General features: G+C 66.2%; 19 protein-coding genes and 1 tRNA gene. 9 read left to right on the top strand and 11 right to left on the bottom strand.

Annotated elements, in window-relative coordinates:
* Window positions 1–32 precede the first annotated feature (32 nt).
* Window positions 33–353 carry a thioredoxin gene (gene trxA, locus ACNFJ7_RS06395; RefSeq protein ID WP_019368131.1) on the top strand — a complete coding sequence of 107 codons (321 nt, stop codon included), beginning with the start codon at window positions 33–35 and terminating at the stop codon, window positions 351–353.
* Window positions 354–403: 50 nt separating this feature from the next.
* Here trxA and ACNFJ7_RS06390 read toward each other — a convergent pair whose 3' ends face one another.
* Together ACNFJ7_RS06390 and argJ are read right to left on the bottom strand one after the other, a co-directional pair.
* On the bottom strand, window positions 404–1,165 hold the full coding sequence (locus ACNFJ7_RS06390; protein ID WP_019368132.1) for an inositol monophosphatase family protein: 762 nt from the start codon (window positions 1,163–1,165) through the stop codon (window positions 404–406).
* Between the two features lie 37 nt (window positions 1,166–1,202).
* A complete protein-coding gene (argJ, locus tag ACNFJ7_RS06385; RefSeq protein WP_019368133.1) occupies window positions 1,203–2,429 on the bottom strand; it encodes a bifunctional glutamate N-acetyltransferase/amino-acid acetyltransferase ArgJ in 1,227 nt (408 codons plus the stop codon).
* 57 nt (window positions 2,430–2,486) lie between these two features.
* On the opposite strand from argJ, the gene ACNFJ7_RS06380 reads away from it, so the two are divergent.
* The 3 genes from ACNFJ7_RS06380 to secA all read left to right on the top strand — a co-directional run bounded on the left by ACNFJ7_RS06380 (window position 2,487) and on the right by secA (window position 6,608).
* On the top strand, window positions 2,487–3,308 hold the full coding sequence (locus ACNFJ7_RS06380) for an energy transducer TonB (protein WP_019368134.1): 822 nt from the start codon (window positions 2,487–2,489) through the stop codon (window positions 3,306–3,308).
* 169 nt (window positions 3,309–3,477) lie between these two features.
* Window positions 3,478–3,738 carry a hypothetical protein gene (locus ACNFJ7_RS06375; RefSeq protein WP_019368135.1) on the top strand — a complete coding sequence of 87 codons (261 nt, stop codon included), beginning with the start codon at window positions 3,478–3,480 and terminating at the stop codon, window positions 3,736–3,738.
* 125 nt (window positions 3,739–3,863) lie between these two features.
* Window positions 3,864–6,608: a preprotein translocase subunit SecA gene (gene secA / locus ACNFJ7_RS06370; protein WP_019368136.1), complete on the top strand. Its 2,745-nt coding sequence runs from the start codon at window positions 3,864–3,866 to the stop codon at window positions 6,606–6,608.
* Between the two features lie 109 nt (window positions 6,609–6,717).
* Here the strand turns inward: secA and ACNFJ7_RS06365 are convergent, their stop codons facing one another.
* The 3 genes from ACNFJ7_RS06365 to ACNFJ7_RS06355 form a co-directional block, all read right to left on the bottom strand.
* The gene (locus ACNFJ7_RS06365; RefSeq protein ID WP_019368137.1) at window positions 6,718–7,335 is read right to left on the bottom strand and encodes a CC0125/CC1285 family lipoprotein; all 618 of its coding nucleotides are present in this window, start codon (window positions 7,333–7,335) and stop codon (window positions 6,718–6,720) included.
* A gap of 129 nt (window positions 7,336–7,464) precedes the next feature.
* A complete protein-coding gene (locus ACNFJ7_RS06360; RefSeq protein WP_019368138.1) occupies window positions 7,465–7,980 on the bottom strand; it encodes a phosphoribosyltransferase in 516 nt (171 codons plus the stop codon).
* A complete protein-coding gene (locus ACNFJ7_RS06355) occupies window positions 7,980–8,996 on the bottom strand; it encodes an adenosine deaminase (RefSeq protein ID WP_026008881.1) in 1,017 nt (338 codons plus the stop codon). Before ACNFJ7_RS06355 ends, ACNFJ7_RS06360 begins: the two co-directional genes overlap by 1 nt.
* A 93-nt stretch (window positions 8,997–9,089) precedes the next feature.
* Between ACNFJ7_RS06355 and ACNFJ7_RS06350 the strand changes: the two genes are divergently transcribed.
* The gene (locus ACNFJ7_RS06350) at window positions 9,090–9,359 is read left to right on the top strand and encodes a hypothetical protein (RefSeq protein WP_019368140.1); all 270 of its coding nucleotides are present in this window, start codon (window positions 9,090–9,092) and stop codon (window positions 9,357–9,359) included.
* A 65-nt stretch (window positions 9,360–9,424) separates the two neighbouring features.
* Here the strand turns inward: ACNFJ7_RS06350 and ACNFJ7_RS06345 are convergent.
* From ACNFJ7_RS06345 to moaA, 3 genes are all read right to left on the bottom strand, one after another.
* Window positions 9,425–9,499 (bottom strand) — tRNA-Asn (locus ACNFJ7_RS06345).
* Between the two features lie 83 nt (window positions 9,500–9,582).
* Window positions 9,583–10,359 (bottom strand): NAD kinase, encoded by a 777-nt coding sequence (locus ACNFJ7_RS06340; protein ID WP_019368141.1) that lies wholly within the window; start codon window positions 10,357–10,359, stop codon window positions 9,583–9,585.
* Window positions 10,356–11,372: a GTP 3',8-cyclase MoaA gene (gene moaA / locus ACNFJ7_RS06335; RefSeq protein ID WP_019368142.1), complete on the bottom strand. Its 1,017-nt coding sequence runs from the start codon at window positions 11,370–11,372 to the stop codon at window positions 10,356–10,358. Before moaA ends, ACNFJ7_RS06340 begins: the two co-directional genes overlap by 4 nt.
* Before the next feature lie 79 nt (window positions 11,373–11,451).
* Here moaA and ACNFJ7_RS06330 point away from each other — a divergent pair, with 79 nt between their 5' ends.
* Window positions 11,452–13,437, top strand: a complete 1,986-nt coding sequence (locus ACNFJ7_RS06330) for a putative bifunctional diguanylate cyclase/phosphodiesterase (RefSeq protein WP_019368143.1) — start codon at window positions 11,452–11,454, stop codon at window positions 13,435–13,437.
* A 9-nt stretch (window positions 13,438–13,446) separates the two neighbouring features.
* Here ACNFJ7_RS06330 and ACNFJ7_RS06325 read toward each other — a convergent pair whose 3' ends face one another.
* Window positions 13,447–14,910, bottom strand: a complete 1,464-nt coding sequence (locus tag ACNFJ7_RS06325) for a globin-coupled sensor protein (RefSeq protein ID WP_019368144.1) — start codon at window positions 14,908–14,910, stop codon at window positions 13,447–13,449.
* 302 nt (window positions 14,911–15,212) lie between these two features.
* Here ACNFJ7_RS06325 and ACNFJ7_RS06320 point away from each other — a divergent pair, with 302 nt between their 5' ends.
* Window positions 15,213–15,602, top strand: a complete 390-nt coding sequence (locus ACNFJ7_RS06320) for an SgcJ/EcaC family oxidoreductase (protein ID WP_019368145.1) — start codon at window positions 15,213–15,215, stop codon at window positions 15,600–15,602.
* Between the two features lie 6 nt (window positions 15,603–15,608).
* Here the strand turns inward: ACNFJ7_RS06320 and mfd are convergent, their stop codons facing one another.
* The gene (gene mfd / locus ACNFJ7_RS06315) at window positions 15,609–19,082 is read right to left on the bottom strand and encodes a transcription-repair coupling factor (protein ID WP_019368146.1); all 3,474 of its coding nucleotides are present in this window, start codon (window positions 19,080–19,082) and stop codon (window positions 15,609–15,611) included.
* 142 nt (window positions 19,083–19,224) lie between these two features.
* On the bottom strand, window positions 19,225–19,491 hold the full coding sequence (locus ACNFJ7_RS06310; protein WP_019368147.1) for a succinate dehydrogenase assembly factor 2: 267 nt from the start codon (window positions 19,489–19,491) through the stop codon (window positions 19,225–19,227).
* A gap of 182 nt (window positions 19,492–19,673) precedes the next feature.
* On the opposite strand from ACNFJ7_RS06310, the gene ACNFJ7_RS06305 reads away from it, so the two are divergent.
* Together ACNFJ7_RS06305 and recG are read left to right on the top strand one after the other, a co-directional pair.
* Window positions 19,674–19,916, top strand: coding sequence for a hypothetical protein (locus ACNFJ7_RS06305; RefSeq protein ID WP_019368148.1), 243 nt, complete (start codon window positions 19,674–19,676; stop codon window positions 19,914–19,916).
* Window positions 19,917–19,957: 41 nt separating this feature from the next.
* Complete coding sequence (gene recG, locus ACNFJ7_RS06300) at window positions 19,958–22,021, top strand: ATP-dependent DNA helicase RecG (RefSeq protein WP_419724238.1); 2,064 nt, start codon at window positions 19,958–19,960, stop codon at window positions 22,019–22,021.
* Window positions 22,022–22,023: the final 2 nt, after the last annotated feature.

The raw sequence follows: 22,023 nt of genomic DNA, 5'->3' as shown, positions 1-22,023 counted from the left end.
GCCGGTCAACCCGAAATCAGGAGAACGAGATCATGGCAACCCTGGCGACCACCGACGCCAAGTTCGAAACCGACGTGCTGCAGGCCGACAAGCCCGTGCTCGTCGATTTCTGGGCCGAATGGTGCGGGCCGTGCCGCATGATCGCGCCGGCGCTCGAAGAACTTGCCGAAGAGCTTGCCGACAAGGTGCAGATCGTGAAGATCGACATCGACGAGAATCCGGATGCGCCGACCAAATATGGCGTGCGGGGCATCCCGACGATGATCCTGTTCAAGAACGGCCAGCAGGCCGCCACCCAGGTCGGCGCGCTGCCCAAGAGCGCGATCAAGCAGTGGATCGAACGCGAGATCTGATCGCTCCTCCGCCTAGCTCCCCTCGCGCTTGCGGGAGGGGAGCGCCGGCTTCACGCGAACAGCAATTCCGTCGCGCGCTTGCCTAATTCGGGCGACGATGCCGCGACGATCCCCACGCCATCGTCGCCGATCCGGTAGGGGCTGCCGTCCCAACGGCCGACATAGCCGCCCGCTTCTGTGAGAAACAGCACGCCGGGCGCATGATCCCACACCAGCGTACGGCGGAATACCGCAATGTCGTTCTGGCCCAGCACCAGCCGCGGGTAGTTCTCCGCCGCACAGCGGGGCAGGGGGACGAGATCGAACGACGCCGCGAACCGCGCCGTCCGTGACGCATGGTCTTCCTCGGACTGGCCGACCTTCGAGATTGCGGCAAAGGGCCGCGCGGCGCCGCTGGCACGGGCCCGCACCGGCGCTCCGTTCACGAATGCGCCGCCGCCCAGCACTGCATGACACATCCGCTCGGCCACCGGATCATAGAGCCAGCCCGCCTGCGTCATGCCATGTTCGACCAGCGCGATCATGATGCCGAAGGGCGGCTGACCGGCGGCGAAATTGGCGGTGCCGTCGATCGGATCGATGATCCAGGCGCGCGCGGCGGTCGCCTGCTCCATCAGCGCCGGATCGGCCGCGCAGGCTTCCTCGCCGACGATCACGGCGTCGGGGTCGATCGCCGCCAGGCCCTCGGTGAGCCGTGCCTCCGCCTCGCGATCGGCGATGGTTACCAGCTCGCCCGGCGTCTTCTCCAGCACCTCATGCGCCGCGAGATTGCGAAAGCGGGGCATCACCACCGCTTCGGCGACGGTGCGCATCAGCGCGGAGACGGCTTGGTGATGCGGATGCACCGGCTCAGCTCCGATAGTCGGCGTTGATCGAGATATAGCCGTGCGTGAGGTCGCAGGTCCAAACCGTCGCGCGTCCCTCGCCCAGGCCGAGATCGACGCCGATCTCGATCTCCTGGCCCTTGAGATGCGCCGCGACCGGCGCCTCGTCATAGCCTTCGACGGCAAGGCCGTCGCGCGCCACCTGCGTTGTGCCAAACCGGATGGCCAGCTTGTCGCGCTCGGCGGGTTCGCCGGCCTTCCCGACGGCCATGACGACGCGGCCCCAGTTCGCGTCCTCGCCGGCGATCGCGGTCTTCACCAGCGGCGAGTTGGCGATCGACATCGCGACGCGGTGCGCGCTGCGGTCGCTCTCGGCGCCGTCGACGGTGATTTCGATCAGCTTCTGCGCGCCTTCGCCGTCGCGCACGACGAGCAGGGCGAGCTGGCGACACAGATCGGCGAGCGCCGCGCGAAAGGCATCGGCGCCGTCATCCTCGTCGCTGGTGAGGGGCGCGTTGCCGGCCTTGCCCGTGGCGAAGGCGAGGACGGTGTCGCTGGTCGAGGTGTCGCCGTCCACCGTGATGCAGGAGAATGTCGCGCCATTGGCGTCGCTCAGCGCGCGCTGAAGGAACACCGGGTCCACAGCGGCGTCGGTGAAGACATAGCCGAGCATCGTCGCCATGTCCGGCGCGATCATGCCCGATCCCTTGATGATTCCGGCCAGCGTCACCGTACGGCCATCGACAATGGCGGTGGTCACCGCGCCCTTCGCGAAGGTGTCTGTGGTCATGATCGTCGCGGCGGCGTCTTCCCAGCTGCACGGCTCGGCGGCATAGGCGGCGTCAAGCCCGGCCTCGGCCTTGTCGATCGGCAGCGGCACGCCGATCACGCCGGTGGAGGAAACGAACACGTCGGAGGGGTCGCAGCCGAGATGCTGGGCGGTCCGGGCGGCGATCGCCTCCACGGCGGCGCGGCCGCGATTACCGGTGAAGGCGTTGGAATTGCCGGCATTCACCACCAGCGCGCGCGCCTTGCCGAGCACCAGCGCCTTGCGGCACCACTCCACTTCGGGCGAGGGGCATTTGCTGCTGGTCAGCACGCCCGCGACGCTGGTGCCTTCGTCGAAGGTTACGAAGGTGAGGTCGCAGCGATCCCAGTTCTTGTAGCGCGCCCGGGCGACGCGCGGCGTGACGCCGGGAATCGCGGGTACAGCGGGGAAGGGGAGCGCGAGCGGGGAGGTGCTGATGGACATGGAGTGGCCTCCGGTTAATGTGCGGCGCGTGCTTCGTGCATGGGGGGGCAAAGATCAATGCTTTTGGTGGTCGCGGTGCTGGCGGTGCAGGCGGTTGGCGACACGAAGGTCGTAACACCATTGCGCCCGCTGACGCCGCCGCCCACGTGGATAACGGAAGACGATTATCCTCCTGCTGCGGCGCGAGCGGGCGAGCATGGGAAAGTGGTTTTCCGGCTCGAGATCGATTCGAACGGTCGGGCGGCAGGTTGCGGCATCGTGCAGTCCTCGGGATCGGCGACGCTTGATCAACAGACCTGCACTTTGCTGCTCCAGCGGGCTCGATTCTCGCCCGCACTGGATGCGAAAGGGAAGCCCGTCGTGGCACCGTATATCGGTCGCATGACCTGGAAGTTGGATGCGCCGGAGATTGTGCTGAAGTCGGGTTCAGCGCGGATTGATGTGGAACTTTCGGCGAACAACATCATCGCTGGCTGCAAGACGGTCAACGCGGAACTGTTCGGCAGTGATCAGCCGTGCGATCGAGCGAAGGTCGGCACTTCTTCACCGGTTCTATCCCAATTGGGAGCGGGCAAGCATCGCGTGATCGTAACCGAACTCCGGATTTCTCTAGCCGGAACGCCTGCAAGCCTTGTGTACGACGCGGAAGACCAGACGAAGATAGCGCGTTCGACGATTCAATTCGAAGCTGATGAGAATGGTCAGCGGGTAAAGTGCAATGTATTCCACGAGCGGCCCAGCACGTTTTCTACGCCGCCATCGCCGGATATTTGTGCCGCCATCTTTCCGATGACCGGTGCGCGGCTCGGGCCCGATGGCAAGGACGGCCCGGTCTCCGGGGAGATAGTGTTCGCGCTTTCGTGGAAGGAAATTCCCTGATCCGTTCGTTGGCAAATGCGGGAAGGAGGAACGGTACACCGTCTCATTCCGCGCCGACACGCCCGCGACACCCTAGCTTTTGATTAGACGAAGCGTGCATCGATCCCTATGTGTCGTGCGTTGCGGCCCGTCGGTTGCGACAGGATCATCGTGTAATTCAGGGTTTCGCTTGGAACTGCTGCTGCTCCTTACTGCGCTCTTCGCGAGCCTGACCGGCGTGTCAGGCGAGCGTGGGCTGCGCCCGATGCCGGGCGTGGCCGTGGTGCGCGTGGCGGAAGCAGCGCAGGCGGTGGCGGCGCCCTCGCGGCAGTTCGTCGCTGTTGCGGCAGCGCTGCCGGCGCCTGCGCGCGTTGCAGAAATCCCGCTTTTCCATCGCGCCGCTGCCCCGCAGCCTGCGCTTCGCCTCGCCTTCGAGCAGCGGCGCGAATAGCCTTCCGGTCCGCGCGTTCGGGCCCTTCTTCTCTTTCGTCGCCGCGTGTGTGCGCGGTGCACCCGTGATGGCTCCGCCTTGTCCGGCGCCGTCGCGCATCCCATCCAAACAGGTCAGGAATTCGCATGTTCGGCGGTATTGCCAAGTCGCTTTTCGGTTCGTCCAACGATCGCTACGTCAAGTCGCTCAACCCGATCGTCCAGAAGATCGCCAGCTTCGAGCCCGCGTTACAAGCGATGGACGACGACACGCTGGCGGCGCAGACGATTAAGTTCCGCGAGCAGCTCGCCAACGGCGCCAAGCTCGACGATCTGCTGCCGGAAGCCTTCGCCACCGTGCGCGAGGCGGCCCGCCGCGTGATCGGCCAGCGCCATTACGACGTGCAGATGGTTGGCGGTATCGTGCTCCACCGCGGCGAGATTGCCGAGATGCGCACCGGCGAAGGCAAGACCCTCGTCGCGACGCTCGCCACCTATCTCAACGCGCTGCCCGGCGATGGCGTCCATGTCATCACCGTCAACGACTATCTCGCCCGTCGCGATGCCGAGTGGATGGCGCAGGTCTATGGCTTCCTCGGCCTCACCACCGGCGTCATCGTGCCGAACCTGTCCGACCAGCAGCGCCGCGACGCCTATGCGTCGGACATCACCTACGGCACGAACAACGAGTTCGGCTTCGACTATCTGCGCGACAACATGAAATATGATCGCGCGAGCATGGTCCAGCGCCCCTTCAATTTCGCGATCGTGGACGAGGTTGATTCGATCCTGATCGACGAGGCGCGTACCCCGCTGATCATTTCCGGCCCCACCGACGACAAGTCGGAACTGTACATGGGCGTCGACGCAGTGGTGAAGCAACTCGATCCGGGCGATTACGAGAAGGACGAGAAGCAGCGCACCGTCGTGCTGACCGAGGATGGCACCGAAAAGATCGAGCGGATGCTGGAAAATGCCGGCTTGCTGGTGGGCGCCAACCTGTACGACTTCGAAAATACCCAGGTGGTCCACCACCTGAACCAGGCGCTGCGCGCGAACGTGATGTTCAAGCGCGACACCGATTACATCGTCAAGGACGGCAAGGTCGTCATCATCGACGAGTTCACCGGCCGCATGATGGACGGCCGCCGCTGGTCCGACGGCCTGCACCAGGCGGTGGAAGCCAAGGAAGGCGTGAACATCGAGCCGGAGAACCAGACGCTCGCCTCGATCACCTTCCAGAACTATTTCCGCATGTATCCCAAGCTGAGCGGGATGACCGGCACCGCCTCCACCGAAGCGCCCGAATTCTACGACATCTATAAGATGAACGTCGTCACCATCCCGACCAACCTGCCCGTGCAGCGGATCGACGAGGAAGACACCTTCTACAAGACCACCGAGGACAAGTTCGCCGGCATCGCCAAGACGATCAAGGCGCATGCCGAGCGTGGCCAGCCGGTACTGGTGGGCACCGTCTCCATCGAAAAGTCCGAACTGCTCTCCGAATTCCTCCACCGCGAAGGCGTGAAGCACGAGGTGCTCAACGCCCGCTTCCACGAAAGCGAAGCGCATATCGTGGCGCAGGCCGGTCGCCTGGGCATGGTGACCGTGTCGACCAACATGGCTGGCCGCGGCACCGACATTCAGCTGGGCGGCAATGTCGAGTTCCGCGTCGCCGACGAACTGCGCGACATGCCAGAGGGGCCGGAGCGCGATGCCGCGATCGAGCGGATCAAGGCCGAGGTCGCCGAAGAGAAGGAAAAGGTGAAGGCTGCCGGCGGTCTGTTCGTGCTCGGCACCGAGCGCCACGAAAGCCGCCGCATCGACAACCAGCTGCGTGGCCGTTCGGGCCGCCAGGGCGATCCGGGCCTCAGCCGCTTCTATCTCAGCCTGGACGACGATCTGCTGCGTATCTTCGGTTCGAACACGCTGTTCGCCCGGATGATGCGCTCCAGCCTGGAGGATGGCGAGGCGATGCCGCCCTCGCGCTGGCTGAGCAAGGCGATCGAAACCGCGCAGAAGAAGGTCGAGGCGCGCAACTACGACGTGCGCAAGCAGGTCGTCGAGTATGACGACGTGATGAACGACCAGCGCAAGGTGGTCTATGAGCAGCGCGCCGACATCATGGACGCCGATACGGTGGGCCAGGTGGTGGAGGATATGCGCCACGAGACGGTGAACGCGATCGTCGGCGAGGCGTGCCCGCCGAACAGCTATCCCGAGCAGTGGAACATCGAAGGGCTGAAGACGCGCCTGGTCGATTCGCTCAACCTCGATCTGCCGGTCGATCAGTGGGTGAAGGACGAGGAGGCGATTGATCCGGAGATCCTGGAAGAGCGCATCCGCGAAGCCGCCGATGCCGCGATCGCAGAGAAGGCGGCGGACCTCGAGCCGGCGACCTGGACCTCGATCGAAAAGTCGATCCTGCTCCAGAACCTCGATCATCACTGGAAGGAGCATCTCGCGATGCTCGACGCGCTGCGCCAGGTCGTCCACCTTCGCGCCTATGCGCAGAAGACGCCGATCAATGAGTACAAGCACGAGGCGTTTTCGATGTTCCAGCGGATGCTGGAGACGATCCGCGAGGACGTGACCCGTACCATGGCCTTCGCCCAGTTCCGCATGGCGCCGCCGCCGGATCTGCCGGAGCTGCCCGCGTTCCTGACGACGCACATCGATCCGCTGACCGGCGAGGACAACAGCGCCGATTGGGACGGCGGATCGGCCGGTCTGGTGACGACGCGGCTGCCGCAGCTGGGCATTCCCCAGCCGTCGGGCGACGATTTCGGTTCCGATCCCTCGCAGTGGGAAGGCGTCGTCAGCCGCAATTCGCCTTGCCCGTGCGGATCGGGGCGCAAGTACAAGCACTGCCACGGCCAGGTGGCGTAACGCGCTGTCTCCAGCCCCTCTCCTGTGCGGGAGGGGTCAGGGGTGATACGAAAAAGGGCGACGCCGGGGATACCGGCGCCGCCCTTTTTCTGTTCCGTGCCCGTGGCGATCAGCGGGTCTGCGGCATCTGGATCCGCGGGCCCAGCCGTTCCTTCACCGCGCGCGCATCGAACGCGCGAACATTGTCGGTAGGCTTCGGGCCCTTGCCCATCACGATATCGGCGATCGCTTCGTACCGATCCACGGTGCGGACATCGAAGCCCGGGCCGAAGAACGGATCGCCCCAGAACGGATCATAGCCGCGCCAGCCCCAGCGGGGATTGTGGAAGCGCCAATAGGGGCTCCAATATCCTCCCCATCCGCCGCCATAGCCGAATCCGCCCCAGCCCGCGCCGCCGACGCCCGGCGTGGTGTAGGTCTGCGTCTTCTTCTCGGTATCGCGTTCCGCGAGGATGAAATAGTCAAAGCCATTCTGCAGCGTCAGTTCGGCGGAGCGATAGAGCAGATAGCGCTCCACCGTTTCGCGCGAGGTGAGGCTGTTGCCGGAAAAGCTGACGCGGAAGCGATTTTCCTCGATCTGCTCGTCCGAATAGCCATTGCGGATCGACCCGCTCGCCGAGGCGGGCTGGTACGGCGTCGCCGTCATACAGGATGCGAGCGAGAGGCTGCCCGCGACCATCAGGCCGATCGCTGCCAGCCGCCGGCCCTTATTTGATGAAATTGGCATTGTTCCTCCGACACTTAAAAGCGAAACACTCGCCTAAGCCCCTCGAACGCACGGGCCGGCGAAACTCTCCCGCGCGCGATGCGTCGAGACGTGGCACAGATGCGATTGACGGCTGCTGAACGGCGCCTGTCAACCCAGCCTTTCCGGCACCTCCCGCGCATCCTTGTCGATCGAGGCGGCCGAGGCCATCGCTTCCCAGGGGAAGACGAACCAGTCCTTCTGCACGGCGCGGTCGATCGTTTGCGCGCGATACTCGACGCGCTGCGACGAGCGGCAATTGTCGAGCAGCACGGCGAAGCGGACCTGCCCGGCGACCGCGCCTGCCGCCGACAGCGCCGTGCGCAGTTCGGCGATCGTCTTGCCGCTGTCGTTTATATCCTCGACGAACAGCAGCCGTTCGCCATCGCGGGTGCGCCGCGCCAGCACCGCCACCAATTCCTCGCCGAACGGAGCGATCCGAGTCGAATGGTCGACCGAGACGAGCGGCAGGCCGATGCGATGCGAAAGATATACCGCCGGGGTAAGTCCGCCGCGCCCGACGCCGACCAGCAGGGTGGGGGACCAGCCGGCCACCGCCTCGGCGATGGCATGGACGCCGGCGACGAGCTGATCGTGGGTGAAGTGCGTGAAGACGATCTCGCCCATCAGCGCGCCTCCGCTAGCCAGGCGTCGATCGCTGCGCAGTGCGCCGCCACCGCCGCGTCGGGCAGGAACGAGCCGAGAAAACTGTTGCGGGCGAGCGTAGCGAGCTGGCGCCGGTCCAGCCCGCGGCCGCGGGCGACGGCGCGGTAATTTTCGCCGATATAGCCGCCGAAATAGGCGGGATCGTCCGAGTTGACCGTGGCGCGCAGTCCGAGGTCGAGCATCCGGTCGATCGGATGCGCGTCGATGGCGGCGACGTTGCACAGCTTGACGTTGGAAAGTGGGCACACGGTGAGCGTCATGCCGCTGCGCGCCAGCCGGGCGACCAGCGCCGGATCGTCGAGGCTGCGATTGCCATGGTCGAGCCGGTCGACCTGGAGCAGGTCCAGTGCTTCGCGGACATAATCGGCCGGGCCCTCCTCGCCGGCATGGGCGACGCGCTTCAGCCCCTTGTCGGCCGCCGCCGCGAAGACGCGCGCGAACTTGGACGGGGGATGGCCCATTTCCGACGAATCGAGTCCGACGCCCGCGATGCGATGCAGCCAGGGCTCGGCCTGTGCCAGCGTCTTGAACGCATCTTCCTCGTCGAGATGGCGCAGGAAGCAAAGGATCAGCTGCGAGGTGACGCCCAGCCGCGCCTCGGCCTCTGCCATGCCCGCCAGCAGCCCTTCGACTACGGTTCCGAAAGGGATGCCGCGTTGGGTGTGCGTCTGGGGATCGAAGAAGATCTCGGCATGGCGCACGCCGTCGGCGGCGGCGCGCTGGAAATAGGCAAGGGCGAGGTCGTGGAAATCGGCCTCGGTGCGCAGCACGTCGGCACCGGCATAATAGATGTCGAGGAAGTCCTGCAGATTGGAGAATTCATAGGCCGCCCGCACCGCCTCGACGCTGTCGAACGGGATGGCCACGCCGTTGCGGCGCGCGAATTCGAACATCTGCTCGGGCTCCAGGCTGCCTTCGATGTGGAGATGGAGCTCGGCCTTGGGCAGGCCGGCGATGAATGCGTCGAGATCGTCCATCATCCCAGCATCGCAGCCGGCCAGGCGAGTCGCAAGCGCAACGCCGGAACGCTACGATGCGTTGACTGCACCTTACAGAGCAGAGAGCGCGAGATGATCACCGACGCGGAGGCCATTGCCGCCGCGCTTCGCTTCGCTGGCGAGCGGCTGGACATGCAGGGCGAGGTCGACATCGAGACGCGACGGGAACGTGTTGCCGCCGCGGATGTCGTAACCGTGCGCGTACGAGAGCGGCAAACAGGGCCGGACGCGTGGATGGAGATTGACTGGGCGCCGGTGTCGTATTTCGTCGATGCGAACTGCGGAGCCGTTATCGGCGTCGCGACCGAGCGTTCAACCCCGATGCTGCGGCGAAGCGATTGAAACGTGGCGGTATGGACGGGGGGCTGTGTGAGGGACCGGTCGCAACCGGTCCCGACAACAGCAGATGGCTCCCCGAGTAGGATTCGAACCTACGACCATTCGATTAACAGTCGAATGCTCTACCGCTGAGCTATCGGGGACCACTCTGGTCAACCCCTTGGCGGTGCGTCACCGCGTCGGGAGGCGCGCCTATAGCAGCGGGTTTTCGGACTTTGCAAGCGCCTTATGCAATGAATTGCTCCATCGTTATGCGATCGTCCAGCGCGTGTTCCGGATCGAACAGCAGCGTCAGGTCGCGCACCCGATCGATTTCGACGTGGACATGCGCCACTTCGCGGATTTCGCGCTGATCGGCGACGGCGCTCACCGGCCGCTTTTCGGCCTCGAGCACGCGGATATCGATGCGGCTCTTCTCCGGGAGGATCGCACCACGCCAGCGGCGCGGGCGAAACGGGCTGATCGGCGTGAGCGCGACGAGCGCCGATCCGAGCGGCAGGATCGGGCCCTGGGCCGAGAAATTATAGGCAGTGGAGCCGGCCGGGGTCGCGACGAGCAGGCCGTCGCACACCAGCTCGGGAATCACGATTCGGCCGTTGATCGTAACTTCCAGCTTGGCGGTCTGGCGGGTTTCGCGAAGCAGCGATGCTTCGTTGATCGCGGGCAGCACGCAGGTTTCGCCTTCGACCGTGGTCGCCGTCATCGCCAGCGGCGCGACGCGGAAGGGGCGGGCGCGTTCCAGCCGCTGGGTAAGCCCGTCGAGCCGCCAGTCGTTCATCAGAAAGCCGACGGTCCCCAAATTCATGCCGAACACCGGCAGCAGCTGGCGGCGTTCGAGCATTGCGTGCAGCGTCTGCAGCATGAAGCCGTCGCCGCCGAGCGCAACGACTTCCTCGGCCGCGTCGATCGGCACCCAGTCATAGGCTTGGCGCAGCTCTTCCGCCGCCGTCTGCGCGGGCGCGGTGGGCGATGCCAGCAATGCGCGCGGCTTGGCCACGCTCATCCGCCGGTCACGCTCATGTGGCGCCCCACGGCGGGCGCGGCGCCTGCCTCGATGCGGAAATCATGACGCTCGGGCTTGGCGGCAAGCGCCCGATCGATCGCTTCGTCCACTGCCTCTATTCCCCCCTCGCGAATCGCGGCTTTCAGGTCCACCGAGTCCTCATGCCCCAGGCACATGTGCAGCCGTCCATCGGTCGATAGCCGCACGCGGTTGCAGCTTGCACAAAAATTGTTGGTCAGCGGCGAAATCAGGCCGAGCCGGCTGTCGCTGCCGCCCACCCGCCAATAGCGGGCGGGCCCGCCGCTATCGTGCGCGTCGGCGGTGAGCGCGAACTGGGTCTTGAGCCGGGCGAGCACGTCCGGAAGCGGCAGGAAGCGATCGGCGCGATCTTCGTCGATCATGCCAAGCGGCATGGTTTCGATCAGCGACAAATCCATGCCGTTCTCGGCCGCCCAGGCGAGCATGGGCGCGATCTCGTCCTCGTTCAGGCCGCGCAGCGCTACCATGTTGATCTTCACCCGCAGGCCGGCGTCGCGCGCCGCGTCGATTCCCGCGAGCACCTGCGCCACATCGCCATGGCGGGTGATATAGCGGAATACTTCGGGGTTGCGGCTGTCCAGGCTGACGTTCACGCGGCGCACGCCGGCGGCGAACAGCGCTTCGGCATGCTCCTCCAGGCGAGTCGCGTTGGTGGTCAGGGTGAGTTCGCGCAGGCCGTTGCCGATGCGCTGGCCGAGTTGTTCGACCAGCGTCACCATGTTCCGCCGGACCAGCGGCTCGCCTCCGGTAAGCCGGATCTTGGTGACGCCGCGCTCGATGAAGCGCGCAGCGATCTGGCCCAGCTCCTCGAGGCTCAGTACCGCATGACGGGGCAGGAAGTGCATATGCTCCGCCATGCAATAGCGGCAGCGGAGATCGCAGCGATCCGTGACCGAGATGCGCAAATAGCGAATCGTGCGGCCATGGCGATCGACCAGCGAAGGCGGCGTCGCAGGGGCGGGGGCGCTGGCCATTGTCTCGAGGTAAGGCGTTGTACCGCCTCGCACAAGGCTTGGATGGCGGACCGCGTCGCGAGCCGCTATCGGAACAAGCATGGAAGAAGGCTTCACGATCGTCCAGACCCCCGCCGCTGCGGCTGAAACCCCGGTGTTCGTTCTTTCCTTCCGCCAGCGGGACGAGGTGGCGGCGGCTGCCGCCGGCGGTGGCTGGCGGGTGGTGGCGGCGCGGCGCAGCGAAGGACTGGAGACGCGCTTCCTCGCCAGCGGCGCTTCCGTGGTGGTGATCGACGCCCGCGGCGCGATGAGCGAGGGCTTGGAGGCTGCGCGCCTGCTCGGCGCCACCGTCAAAGCCTATGGCGCGGCCATGCTGATCTTGGTCTCGCAAAGCGACACGGTGCACATGGGTCGCTTCTTCGAGGCGGGCGCCACGCATTTCCTGGGCAGCCCGATGTCTTCCGCGGCGATCGCGCACGCCATTCGCTTTGCCGAACGCTATGTCGAGCGTCTGTCCGGATGGGCGGGCCAGGGCGGCAGCGTAGCCGATCCGCTCGGCTGGCATTTCGATCGCGAGCTGGGATCGGTGGAGCTGACGCCGGCGCTGGCGCAGTTGCTCGATCTGCCCGAGGCGCCCGGCATGCGCGCGCTGCTGCGGCGGCTGGACGTGTCCGATCGCCGTCTTGCGCGAGCGGCGCTGCGCCGGCTGCGCGATTCGGGCTCTACGGCCTTCGCGCATGATCTGCCCGGCAAGGGCCGCGTGGTGCAGCATCTGCAATATGATGCGGAAACGGGGCGGGTCGATGCGCTGGTCGAGCCGCTGGGCATGGCGCCGGACGCTGGCGCGGTGGTGCGCGACGTGCTGACCGGCGCCCGCGACGCGCCCAGCGCGCGGCGGTGGATCGATCGTACGCTGGGCAAGGGCGAACGCGTCGGCCTCGTGCTGGTGGGCCTCGCCCGGTTCGATACGATCAACACGGCCTATGGGCGCGGCGCCGGCGACGAATTGCTGCGTGGCGTGTCCCGCCGCGTGGCGGAGGCTGCGCGCGAGACGCTGGGCGCCGATGCGGTGGTTTCGCGGATCGGGGGATCGGACTTCCTCGCCGCTGCCGTCGATCCCGGCACAGCGGCGTTGCGCACCGCCGCGCGGCGCATCGAAGAGGCGCTCGCCCGGCCGTTCGTTGCGGCGGGGGAACTGGTCCATCTCGGCGCGCGAGTGGTGTTGACCGAGAGCGTGGCAGGCGACGGCGCCGCCGCGCTGCTCCGGCGCGCGAGCGAAACGCTGTTGGGCGAGGGCGTCGCGCGCACGGGCAGCGGCCCTTCGATCGAATCGCTGATCGGCGATCTGCGCCGCGCGATGGAGCGCGGCGAGATCGGGGTGCTGTTCCAGCCGCAGCTCGAAGTGGCGACGGGGCAGATCGTCGGGGTGGAGGCGCTGGCGCGCTGGCAGCACCCGCAGCATGGCGAAATCGGCGCGGAAACGCTGTTTGCCGCCGCTGAACGCGCCGGGCTTTCCGGCGTGCTGAGCGAGCATGTGCAGCGTCGCGCGCTCAGCATCGCCGCCAAATGGCCGCGTTCGCTGGAGCATATCCGTCTTTCGATCAACGTCACGGCGGGAGATGTCGGGCGGGTCGGCTTTGGCGAAAGCCTGCTCGGCTGGATCGATTCGGCGGGGTTCCCCCGCGGGCGGCTGACGATCGAGATCACCGAAAGCGGGATCATGGCCGATCTTAGCGACGCCGCGCGTCTGCTATCCAACCTGCGTACGGCGGGATGCCGCGTGGCGATCGACGATTTCGGCACCGGCTATTCCAGCCTGGCCTATCTGAAGGCGCTGCCGCTCGACTATCTGAAGATCGACAAGAAGCTGTCGAGCGAGATTACCGGTTCGGCGCGCGACCGGATCGTGGTGCGCGGGGTGATCGACATGGCGCGATCGCTGGGTCTTTCCGTTGTCGCCGAAGGCGTGGAGACGGAGGCGCAGCTCGACATGCTGGCGAAGGAAGGCTGCCAGTATTTCCAGGGGTTCCTGTGCTCGGGTCCGATCGACGTACCAGCGCTCGCGGCGCTGGTACGCGATTGGTAGGGCGATGGATTACAAGTCCGGCCGGGTCAGCGCGGCGACCGCGGCCGCCGGAAGCTGACGGAAGTCGCCGCCGCGGGCGCCGACATTGGTGCGGAACTGTGCGGCGAGCGTCGCCAGTTCGCCGACTTCGCTGCTCAGATTTTGGGCGGCGGCGGACGTTTCCTCCACCATCGCGGCGTTCTGCTGGGTGGCGCGATCCATGGCGCCGACGGCGTTGGAGATTTCGCTGATCGCGGTGGACTGGGCGGCATTGTCGGTGGCCATGCTGCCCAACAGATCATGGACCTGGCTGACATCGCCCGAAATGTTGGCGAGCGCACCGTCCACCTTCTGCACCGCGTCCACGGCCGTCACGATTTCCGCCTGGGTCATCGTCAGCTGTTCGCGGGCGCGCCCGGCCTCTTCCTCGGCGCGCATCGCCAGGGCCGAGACGAGGTCGGCGACGACGGCGAAGCCACGACCGGCTTCCCCGGCGCGGCCCGCTTCCACTGCGGCGTTCATGGCCAGAACCCGCGTCTGGAACGCGATCTTGTCGAGGCCCTCGATCACGCTGTCCGTGCCCTTGGCTGCTTCCGAAACGCGCCCCATCGCCTGCACGGCCTCGTCGACGATCCCGCGCCCTTCCTTGACGGTGGAGATCGCCTGATCGGCGCGGCCCACCGTGTGCTTCGCCGCTTCGGCGGTGGAGCGGAAGCGCGTTTCCATCTGTGTCACCGCAGCCGTGGTTTCCTCCAGCGAGGCGGCATTGCCCTGGGTGCGGCGGGACAGGTCCTCCGACGCCTGCGAGATTTCGCTGATGCCGGAGCGGATGCGTTGGGTGCCCTCGCTGACCGAGCCGATGATGTCGCGGATGCGCGTCAGCGTGCGATTATAGCTGCTCTCGAGCGCGGCGAAGCTCTTGGGAAGTCCGCTCAACTCGTTGGTCAGATCGCCTTCTGCAAGCGCGTTGAGCGCGTTCTCGAACGAGGCGATCGCCGCATCGCGCTCCGCCTGGGCTTCCTCGAAATAGATCGACAGCGACACTTCCATGTCGAGCAGCGCGGCCTTCACCAGCGCGATCGTCGCCTGTTCGGAGCTGGGGCCGCGGAACAGTCGCATCAGGCGCTTGAGCGGGCTGTTGAGCCGGTGAACGCCGGTGATGAGGTGGTGGAGAACGATGGCATAGCTGCCGACATACCAGCGCGGCTCCAGGCCGATTTGCGCATGGGTAGAGCCGATACGGCGGGCACTGGCATAATATTCGTGGTTGAATTCGGCGGCGGCGATGCGGGCCCAGTGCTTCTGCTGGGCGCTCTTCGCCTTGTCCATATGGGCGCGATCGCGGAAGAACTTCGCGGTTTCCGGTGTGCGGCCGGCGCGCGCATAGAAGTGGTCGAGCGCGCTGCCCAAGGTGGCTTCCACCCAGGGCTGCGTCGCGCGAAGCGTTTCGCACTGCTTCTCGTCCAGTTCCATGAAGCTGAGCCGCGACATCATCTGTTCAGCCACTGGTCTAATCCCCTTAGTACGACTGCTGCGCCCCCGGTTGCCGAGGCTCGGCTGACCGGTTTTCTACATCATAGTATGTCCGGAGGGACACGTGAGGGGCTTAAGTATAATTCCGGTGTTTCGCGTATGTGAGTCAGATACATCTTCGCATATATGAATATTATCCGATGAGGCTGCTATCATCGAAAGTATGGAGCCCGCTGCGCGATCAGGAAGTTGTTTTTAGTCGTTGGTATTGTCTGTCTCAGACGTACAGGGAATTAAGAAATATGTTGGTTTTAATCGCTCTCTTGAAGATCTTGTCAGCAGCGGATCTGCCTGCGATCGATGCGGCGATGGCCGAGAGCGTGGCGGGCTGGAATGCCGGCGATGTCCAGCGTTTCATGCAGATCTATTCCGACGATGCCGACACCAGCTTCGTCCAGGGCGAAGGGCTGGTCCGCGGCAAGGCGGCGATGACCGCCCGCTATCGCGCCAAATACGACTTTGCCGATCCCGCCAAGCGCGGCTCGCTGACGATCGAGCGGCTGGACTATCGTCCGCTCGGGCCCGGCTATGCCCTTTATATCGGGCGCTACACGCTGCGCTACCCGGACGGGCACAGCGCTTCCGGACCCACCAGCCTGGTGCTGCACCAGGAGGCCGGCGGGTGGAAAATCATCGCCGATCACAGCAGCTGAGGCGGGTCAGCCGGCCGCCCTCGCCAGCCCGCGCGAAAGCTGCAGCGCACCGTGCAGCCGCGCGGCCGGATTGGCCCAGGCGCGGTTGATCACCAGCTTCATGTCCGGCCGCAGCCGCGCCGTCTCGCCCAGCTTTTCGACATAGGCGATCAGCCCCGCCGGATTGGGGAAGCGGTCATTGTGGAAGGTGACCAGCGCGCCCTTCGGCCCCAGGTCCAGCTTGGCGATGCACGCCTGTTTGGCGTTGAGCTTGGTCTCGATCAGGCGCAGCAGGTTTTCGGTCGGCTCGGGCAGCTTGCCGAAACGGTCGATCAGCTCGGCGGCGAAGCTTTCGATGCCGTTGCTGTCCTCCACGTCGTTCAGGCGGCGATACAGCCCCATGCGCAGGTCGAGATCGGGGACATAGTCCTCCGGGATGAGGATCGGCGCGTCGACGGTGATCTGCGGCGAGAGATCCTTGGGCCGGCTCTCGTCGCGCAGGCCCCCGGCCTTGGCGTCGAGGATCGCCTCTTCCAGCATCGACTGATAGAGTTCGTAGCCCACTTCCTTGATGTGGCCCGACTGCTCGTCGCCGAGCAGGTTGCCGGCGCCGCGAATGTCGAGGTCGTGGCTGGCGAGCTGGAAGCCCGCGCCCAGGCTTTCCAGGTCGGAAAGCACCTTCAGCCGCTTCTCCGCCGCTTCGGTCATCTGCCGTTCCGGCGGGGTGGTCATATAGGCATAGGCGCGGGTCTTGGCGCGCCCGACGCGGCCGCGCAGCTGGTAGAGCTGCGCCAGGCCGAATTTGTCCGCGCGATTGATGATCAGCGTGTTCGCGCTCGGAATATCCAGCCCGCTTTCGACGATCGTGGTCGAGACCAGCACTTCGAACTTCTTGTCGTAGAAGGCGGACATCCGCTCCTCGACTTCGGTGGGCGACATCTGGCCGTGAGCCACGACATAGCGGACCTCGGGCACGTCGTTGCGCAGGAACTCCTCGATCTCCGGCAGGTCGGCGATGCGGGGGGTAACGAAATAGCTCTGGCCGCCGCGATAATGTTCGCGGAGCAGCGCCTCGCGCAGCACCACCGGATCCCAGGGCATCACATAGGTGCGCACCGCCAGGCGATCGACCGGCGGCGTCTGGATCACCGACAGTTCGCGCAGTCCGCTCATCGCCATCTGCAGCGTGCGCGGGATCGGCGTGGCCGTGAGGGTGAGGACGTGGACGTCGGTCTTCAGCGCCTTCAGCCGTTCCTTGTGGGTGACGCCGAAGCGCTGTTCCTCGTCGACGATGACGAGGCCGAGACGCTTGAAGTCGATGGTCTTGGCCAGCACGGCATGGGTACCGACCACCACGTCGATCGTGCCGGCCGCAAGGCCTTCCTTCACCTTCTTCGTCTCGGCGGCGGTGACAAGGCGGGAAAGGCGGCCGATCTCGATCGGGAATCCTTCGAATCGCGCCTTGAAATTGTTGTAATGCTGCCGGGCAAGCAGCGTCGTCGGGCACACCACCGCCACCTGCATGCCCGCCATCGCCGCGACGAAGGCGGCGCGCAGCGCGACCTCGGTCTTGCCGAAGCCGACATCGCCGACGACGAGCCGGTCCATCGGCCGTCCGGCGGCGAGGTCCGCCAGCACGTCGCCGATCGCGCGATCCTGGTCGTCGGTTTCCTCATAGGGGAAGCGATCGACGAACGCCGGATAGCCGCCATGATCGGGCTCGGCGACATCGGCGCCGCGGGTGGCGCGCAGCGCGGCGGTGGCGATCAGCTCGCCCGCTATCTCGCGAATCCGCTCCTTCATCCGCGCCTTGCGGCGCTGCCAGGCTTCGCCGCCCAGCTTGTCGAGGCTCGCACCTTCCTCGCCCGAGCCGTAGCGGCTCAGCACTTCGAGATTCTCGACCGGAACGTACAGCTTGTCGCCGCCGGCATATTCCAGCGCGACGCAGTCGTGCGGTGCCTTTTGCACCGGGATCTGGGTCAGCCCCTCGTAGCGGCCGATCCCGTGATCGAGGTGAACGACCAGGTCTCCGGGCGAGAGCGTCGCCAGTTCCTGCAGGAAGGCGTCGGTGTTTTTGCGCCGCTTCGATCGGCGGACCAGCCGGTCGCCGAGCATGTCCTGTTCGGTAAGTACCGCGACGTCGGGCGCGGTGAAGCCGTGGTCGAGCGGCAGGACGATCAGCGCCACCTGCAGCCCGCTGCCGTTCGGGTTGGCGACGCCAAGCGCCGGTTGCCAGCCATCCACCGGCACGGCGCCGGTAAGGCCGTGATCCTCCAGCAGCCCCTTCAGGCGCTCGCGCGCGCCGTTCGAATAGCTGGCGAGCACCGGCTTGCGGCCCTGCTTGCGCAGCCCCTTGAGGTGCGCGACCACCGCTTCATACACGTTGCTTCCAGCGGCGCGTTCCGGCGCGAAATCGCGGGGGCCGTCGACGCCGAATTCCACGACCCGGTCGGATTCGGGTTCGTGGAAGGGCGTCGCGAGGTGGATCGGGCACGCGTCGACCTGGGCCTGCCACTCCTTTGCAAGCAGATACAGATCGCCGGCCTTCAGCGGGCGATAGCTGCCCGGGTCGGCAGACTGCGCCCGGATGCGGTTTTCCTGGTAATCCTTGATGGCTTCGAAACGCTGCTCGGCGGCGGCCGGCGCTCCGCTGTCGCGGACGATAACGGCATTGTCGGGCAGGTGATCGAACAGCGTTTCCAGCCGTTCCTCGAACAGCGGCAGCCAATGCTCCATCCCTGCCAGCCGCCGGCCCTCGCTGATCGCCTGGTACAGCGGATCGCCGGTGGCGGTGGCTCCGAAGCGATCGCGATATCCGGAACGGAAGCGCTTCACGCTTTCTTCGTCCAGCAACGCTTCGCTGGCGGGAAGCAGGGTGAACCCTTCGACACGTCCGGTGGTGCGCTGGTCCTGCGAATCGAAGGTGCGAACGCTTTCGATCTCGTCGCCGAAGAAATCGAGTCGCAGCGCTTGCTCGGCGCCGCTGGGGAACAGATCGACCAGGCCGCCGCGCACCGCGAACTCGCCATGATCGTTGACCGTCTCCACCCGGACATAGCCGTTCGCCTGCAGCAGCGCGGTAAGGCGGTCGAGTCCGATCCGCTCACCCGGCGCCAGCCGCGCGACCAGCTGGCGGATCCGGAACGGCGTCAGCGTCCGCTGGGTGGCGGCGTTGACCGTGGTGACGAGCAGGCGAGGGGCCTCGCTCTTGCCCTGCAGCGCGTAGAGCGTCGCCAGCCGCTCCGCCATCACCCGCAGGGTGGGGCTGGCGCGATCATAGGGCAAACAATCCCATGCCGGGTAGGTCAGCACCTCCAGCTCCGGCGCGAAATACCCCGCCGTGCCGGCCACCGCCCGCATCGCCGCTTCGTCGGCGGCAATGAACACGGCGATCCGGCCGGCGCGGGCAAGATCGGCCAGCATCCAGGGCAGGAACCCGCCCGGCACGCCGGCGAGCGTGAGCGGATGCTTGGCGGAAAGGATCGTCTTCAGATCAGGCATGGGGTCTCGTGTCGGTGTGCGGTGCGGCCATCCTCACCCTTTCCACCGCCTTAGGAGCGGGCCCTATACTCCCTCTCTCCTTGGCAGCGGGGAGGGAGGCGCGCAGCGCCGGAAGGGCGAGGGTGAATGGCCAGATCAGTGCTTACTCGGAAATAGGCACGTAGTTCAGCGTCTTGAGTGCGCTCAGGATCGTGCCGCGGTAGCGCTCGGGTGCCTCGGCGGTTCCCATCGCCCACGCCATGATGTCGACATCCTGTTCCTCGAGCAGCGTTTCGAACAGGGCGATCTCATCGTCGTTCCAGCGCTCGCCGTGCTGGTCGAAAAAACCGCCGATCAGCAGATCGGCTTCCTTCGTGCCGCGATGCCAGCTGCGAAAGCGCAGGCGCTTGAGGCGGGTCTCTCGGTCCATGGGCGCTCCAACGGCAAGGGGCCGACATCGCCGGGAGAGCGGTCGGCCAGGGGTTCCGTCGCATCAGATAGGTGCGGCGGTGGCGATTGGCCAGCGCGGATATGGCCGTCCCATTGGGCAGGTTGTTAACGTTGATGTGGTCTAACCCCCAACATCACGCCTGTATGGGGACGAGTCGAATCATGAGTGAATTTCTGAACAACCGCCCGCGTTTCGTGATGCTGAAGTCGATTAACGGCGAGCCCATGCTAGTCAACGTTTCCTCCGTCCGCACCGTCTCCACGATCAACATGGCGGGTGCTGATTTCGGTGTCATTTCGTTCGGCAAGGAACATGAAGTCGTCATCGGCTCGTCTGTGCCGGAAGTGGTGCAGGCGATCGAAGCGGCGCTTGCGAACAATAGCTCCATCTTCACCGCCGCCTGAGCGGGTTTGTCAGTCGCATCGCCCCGCGATAGGGCGGGGGGATGCGACCCGAGCTTCTCAATCCCCTGTTCGCCGAGGTCACGGCGCTGAAAGGCATCGGCCCGGCGCTTGCCAAGCCGATGGAGCGGCTTGGGCTGGCGCGGGTGGTGGATGTCGCATTCCATCTGCCGACCGGGTTCGTCGATCGCCTGCCGCGCGCCGAACTGGACATGGCCGATTCGGGCAAGGTGATCGCCATCACGCTCACGCCCGTACAGTATCGCTTCGGCGGCGGCGCCCGTTCGCCGGCCAGGGTGCAGGCGGTGGACGCCAGCGGAAACCATGTCTCCCTTGTCTATTTCGGCGGCAGTTCCGGCTGGGCGAAGAAGCAGCTGCCGCTGAACGAACCCCGCTGGGTTTCGGGCAAGCTGGAGCATTATGGGCAGGAACTGCAGATGGTCCATCCGGACCATGTGCTGCCGCTCGACCAGGTGGACGGCGTCGGCGGGCGCGAGGCGATCTATCCGTGTTCGGAAGGCATCACCTCGAAGCGAATCGCCGCGCTCGCGGCCCAGGCGATCGAGCGGGCACCGGACCTGCCCGAATGGATCGAACCCAGCCTGAAGGCGCAGAAGGGCTGGCCGGACTGGCGAGACGCTCTGGCGCGGATCCATGCCGATCCCGCAGACGCCAAGGCGCGCGAGCGGCTGGCTTATGACGAAGTGTTCGCCAATCAGTTGGCGCTGCTGCTGGTGCGTGGCGAGGCGCGAGCGAAGCGGGGGCGGGCGCTGACCGGCGACGGGCGGCTGCGCGATGCGCTGAAGCTGCCCTATGCCCCCACCGGCGCGCAGGCGCGCACGATCCGCGAGATCGAAGGCGATATGGCGCAGTCGCAGCCGATGTTGCGGCTGCTGCAAGGCGATGTCGGGTCCGGCAAGACGCTCGTGGCGACGATGGCGCTGCTGATCGCGGCCGAGGCCGGGGCACAGGGCGCGCTGTTGGCGCCGACCGAAATTCTCGCACGACAGCATTTCGAGACGCTCAGCCGCACGTTGGGCGGGCTGGGAATCAACGTCGCGATCCTCACCGGCCGCGATAAGGGCCGCGTGCGGGAGGCGACGCTGATGGGGCTGGCGGCCGGCGAGATCGACATCCTGATCGGCACCCATGCGATCTTTCAGGAAGGCGTCACCTATCGCGACCTGGGGCTGGTGGTGGTGGACGAACAGCACCGCTTCGGCGTGGCGCAACGCATGATGCTGCAGGCCAAGGCCGGGCGGCCGCCGCATCTGCTGGTGATGACCGCCACGCCGATCCCCCGCACGCTCACGCTGGCGCAATATGGCGAGATGGATGTGAGCCGGCTCGACGAGATGCCGCCCGGCCGCCAGCCGATCGAGACCAGCGTGATCTCGGAGGAGCGACTGGGCGAGGTCGTCGGTGGGCTCGGTCGGCATCTGGCGGGTGGCGGGCAGGCCTATTGGGTCTGCCCGCTGGTGGAGGAGAGCGAGAAGAGCGATCTTGCCGCCGCCGAAGCGCGCGCGACCGAGCTGCAGGCCCATTTCGGCGACAAGGTCGGGCTGATCCACGGACGCATGAAGGGGCCTGAGAAGGACGCGGTGATGGCGCGCTTCGCCGCGGGCGAACTGGGCGTGCTGGTCGCGACGACGGTGATCGAAGTGGGCGTCGACGTGCCCAATGCGACGCTGATCGTGATCGAGCATGCCGATCGCTTCGGCCTCGCCCAGCTCCACCAGCTGCGCGGGCGGGTCGGGCGGGGCGGGGGGCGTTCGGTCTGCGTCCTGCTGCGCGGGAATCATCTCAGCGAGACCGCGCGGGCGCGGCTGGCGCTGATGCGCGAGAGCAATGACGGGTTCCGCATCGCCGAGGAGGATCTGCGGCTGCGCGGGGCGGGCGAACTGCTCGGCACGCGCCAGTCGGGCGACATGCAGTTCCGGCTGGCCGAACCGGACATGCTGGGCGCGCTGCTGCCTGCGGCCAATGGCGATGCGCGGCTGCTCGTCGACCGGGACGGCGGGTTACATGGCGAGCGGGGGCAGGCGGCGCGGCTGGCGCTGTACCTGTTCGAGCGCGACGCTGCGGTGGGTCTGCTCCGCGCCGGCTAGAG

This window comes from Sphingomonas sp. HT-1 (assembly GCF_048568905.1).
Taxonomy (GTDB): Bacteria; Pseudomonadota; Alphaproteobacteria; order Sphingomonadales; family Sphingomonadaceae; genus Sphingomonas.
This window is presented reverse-complemented; position numbering and strand designations above follow the sequence as displayed.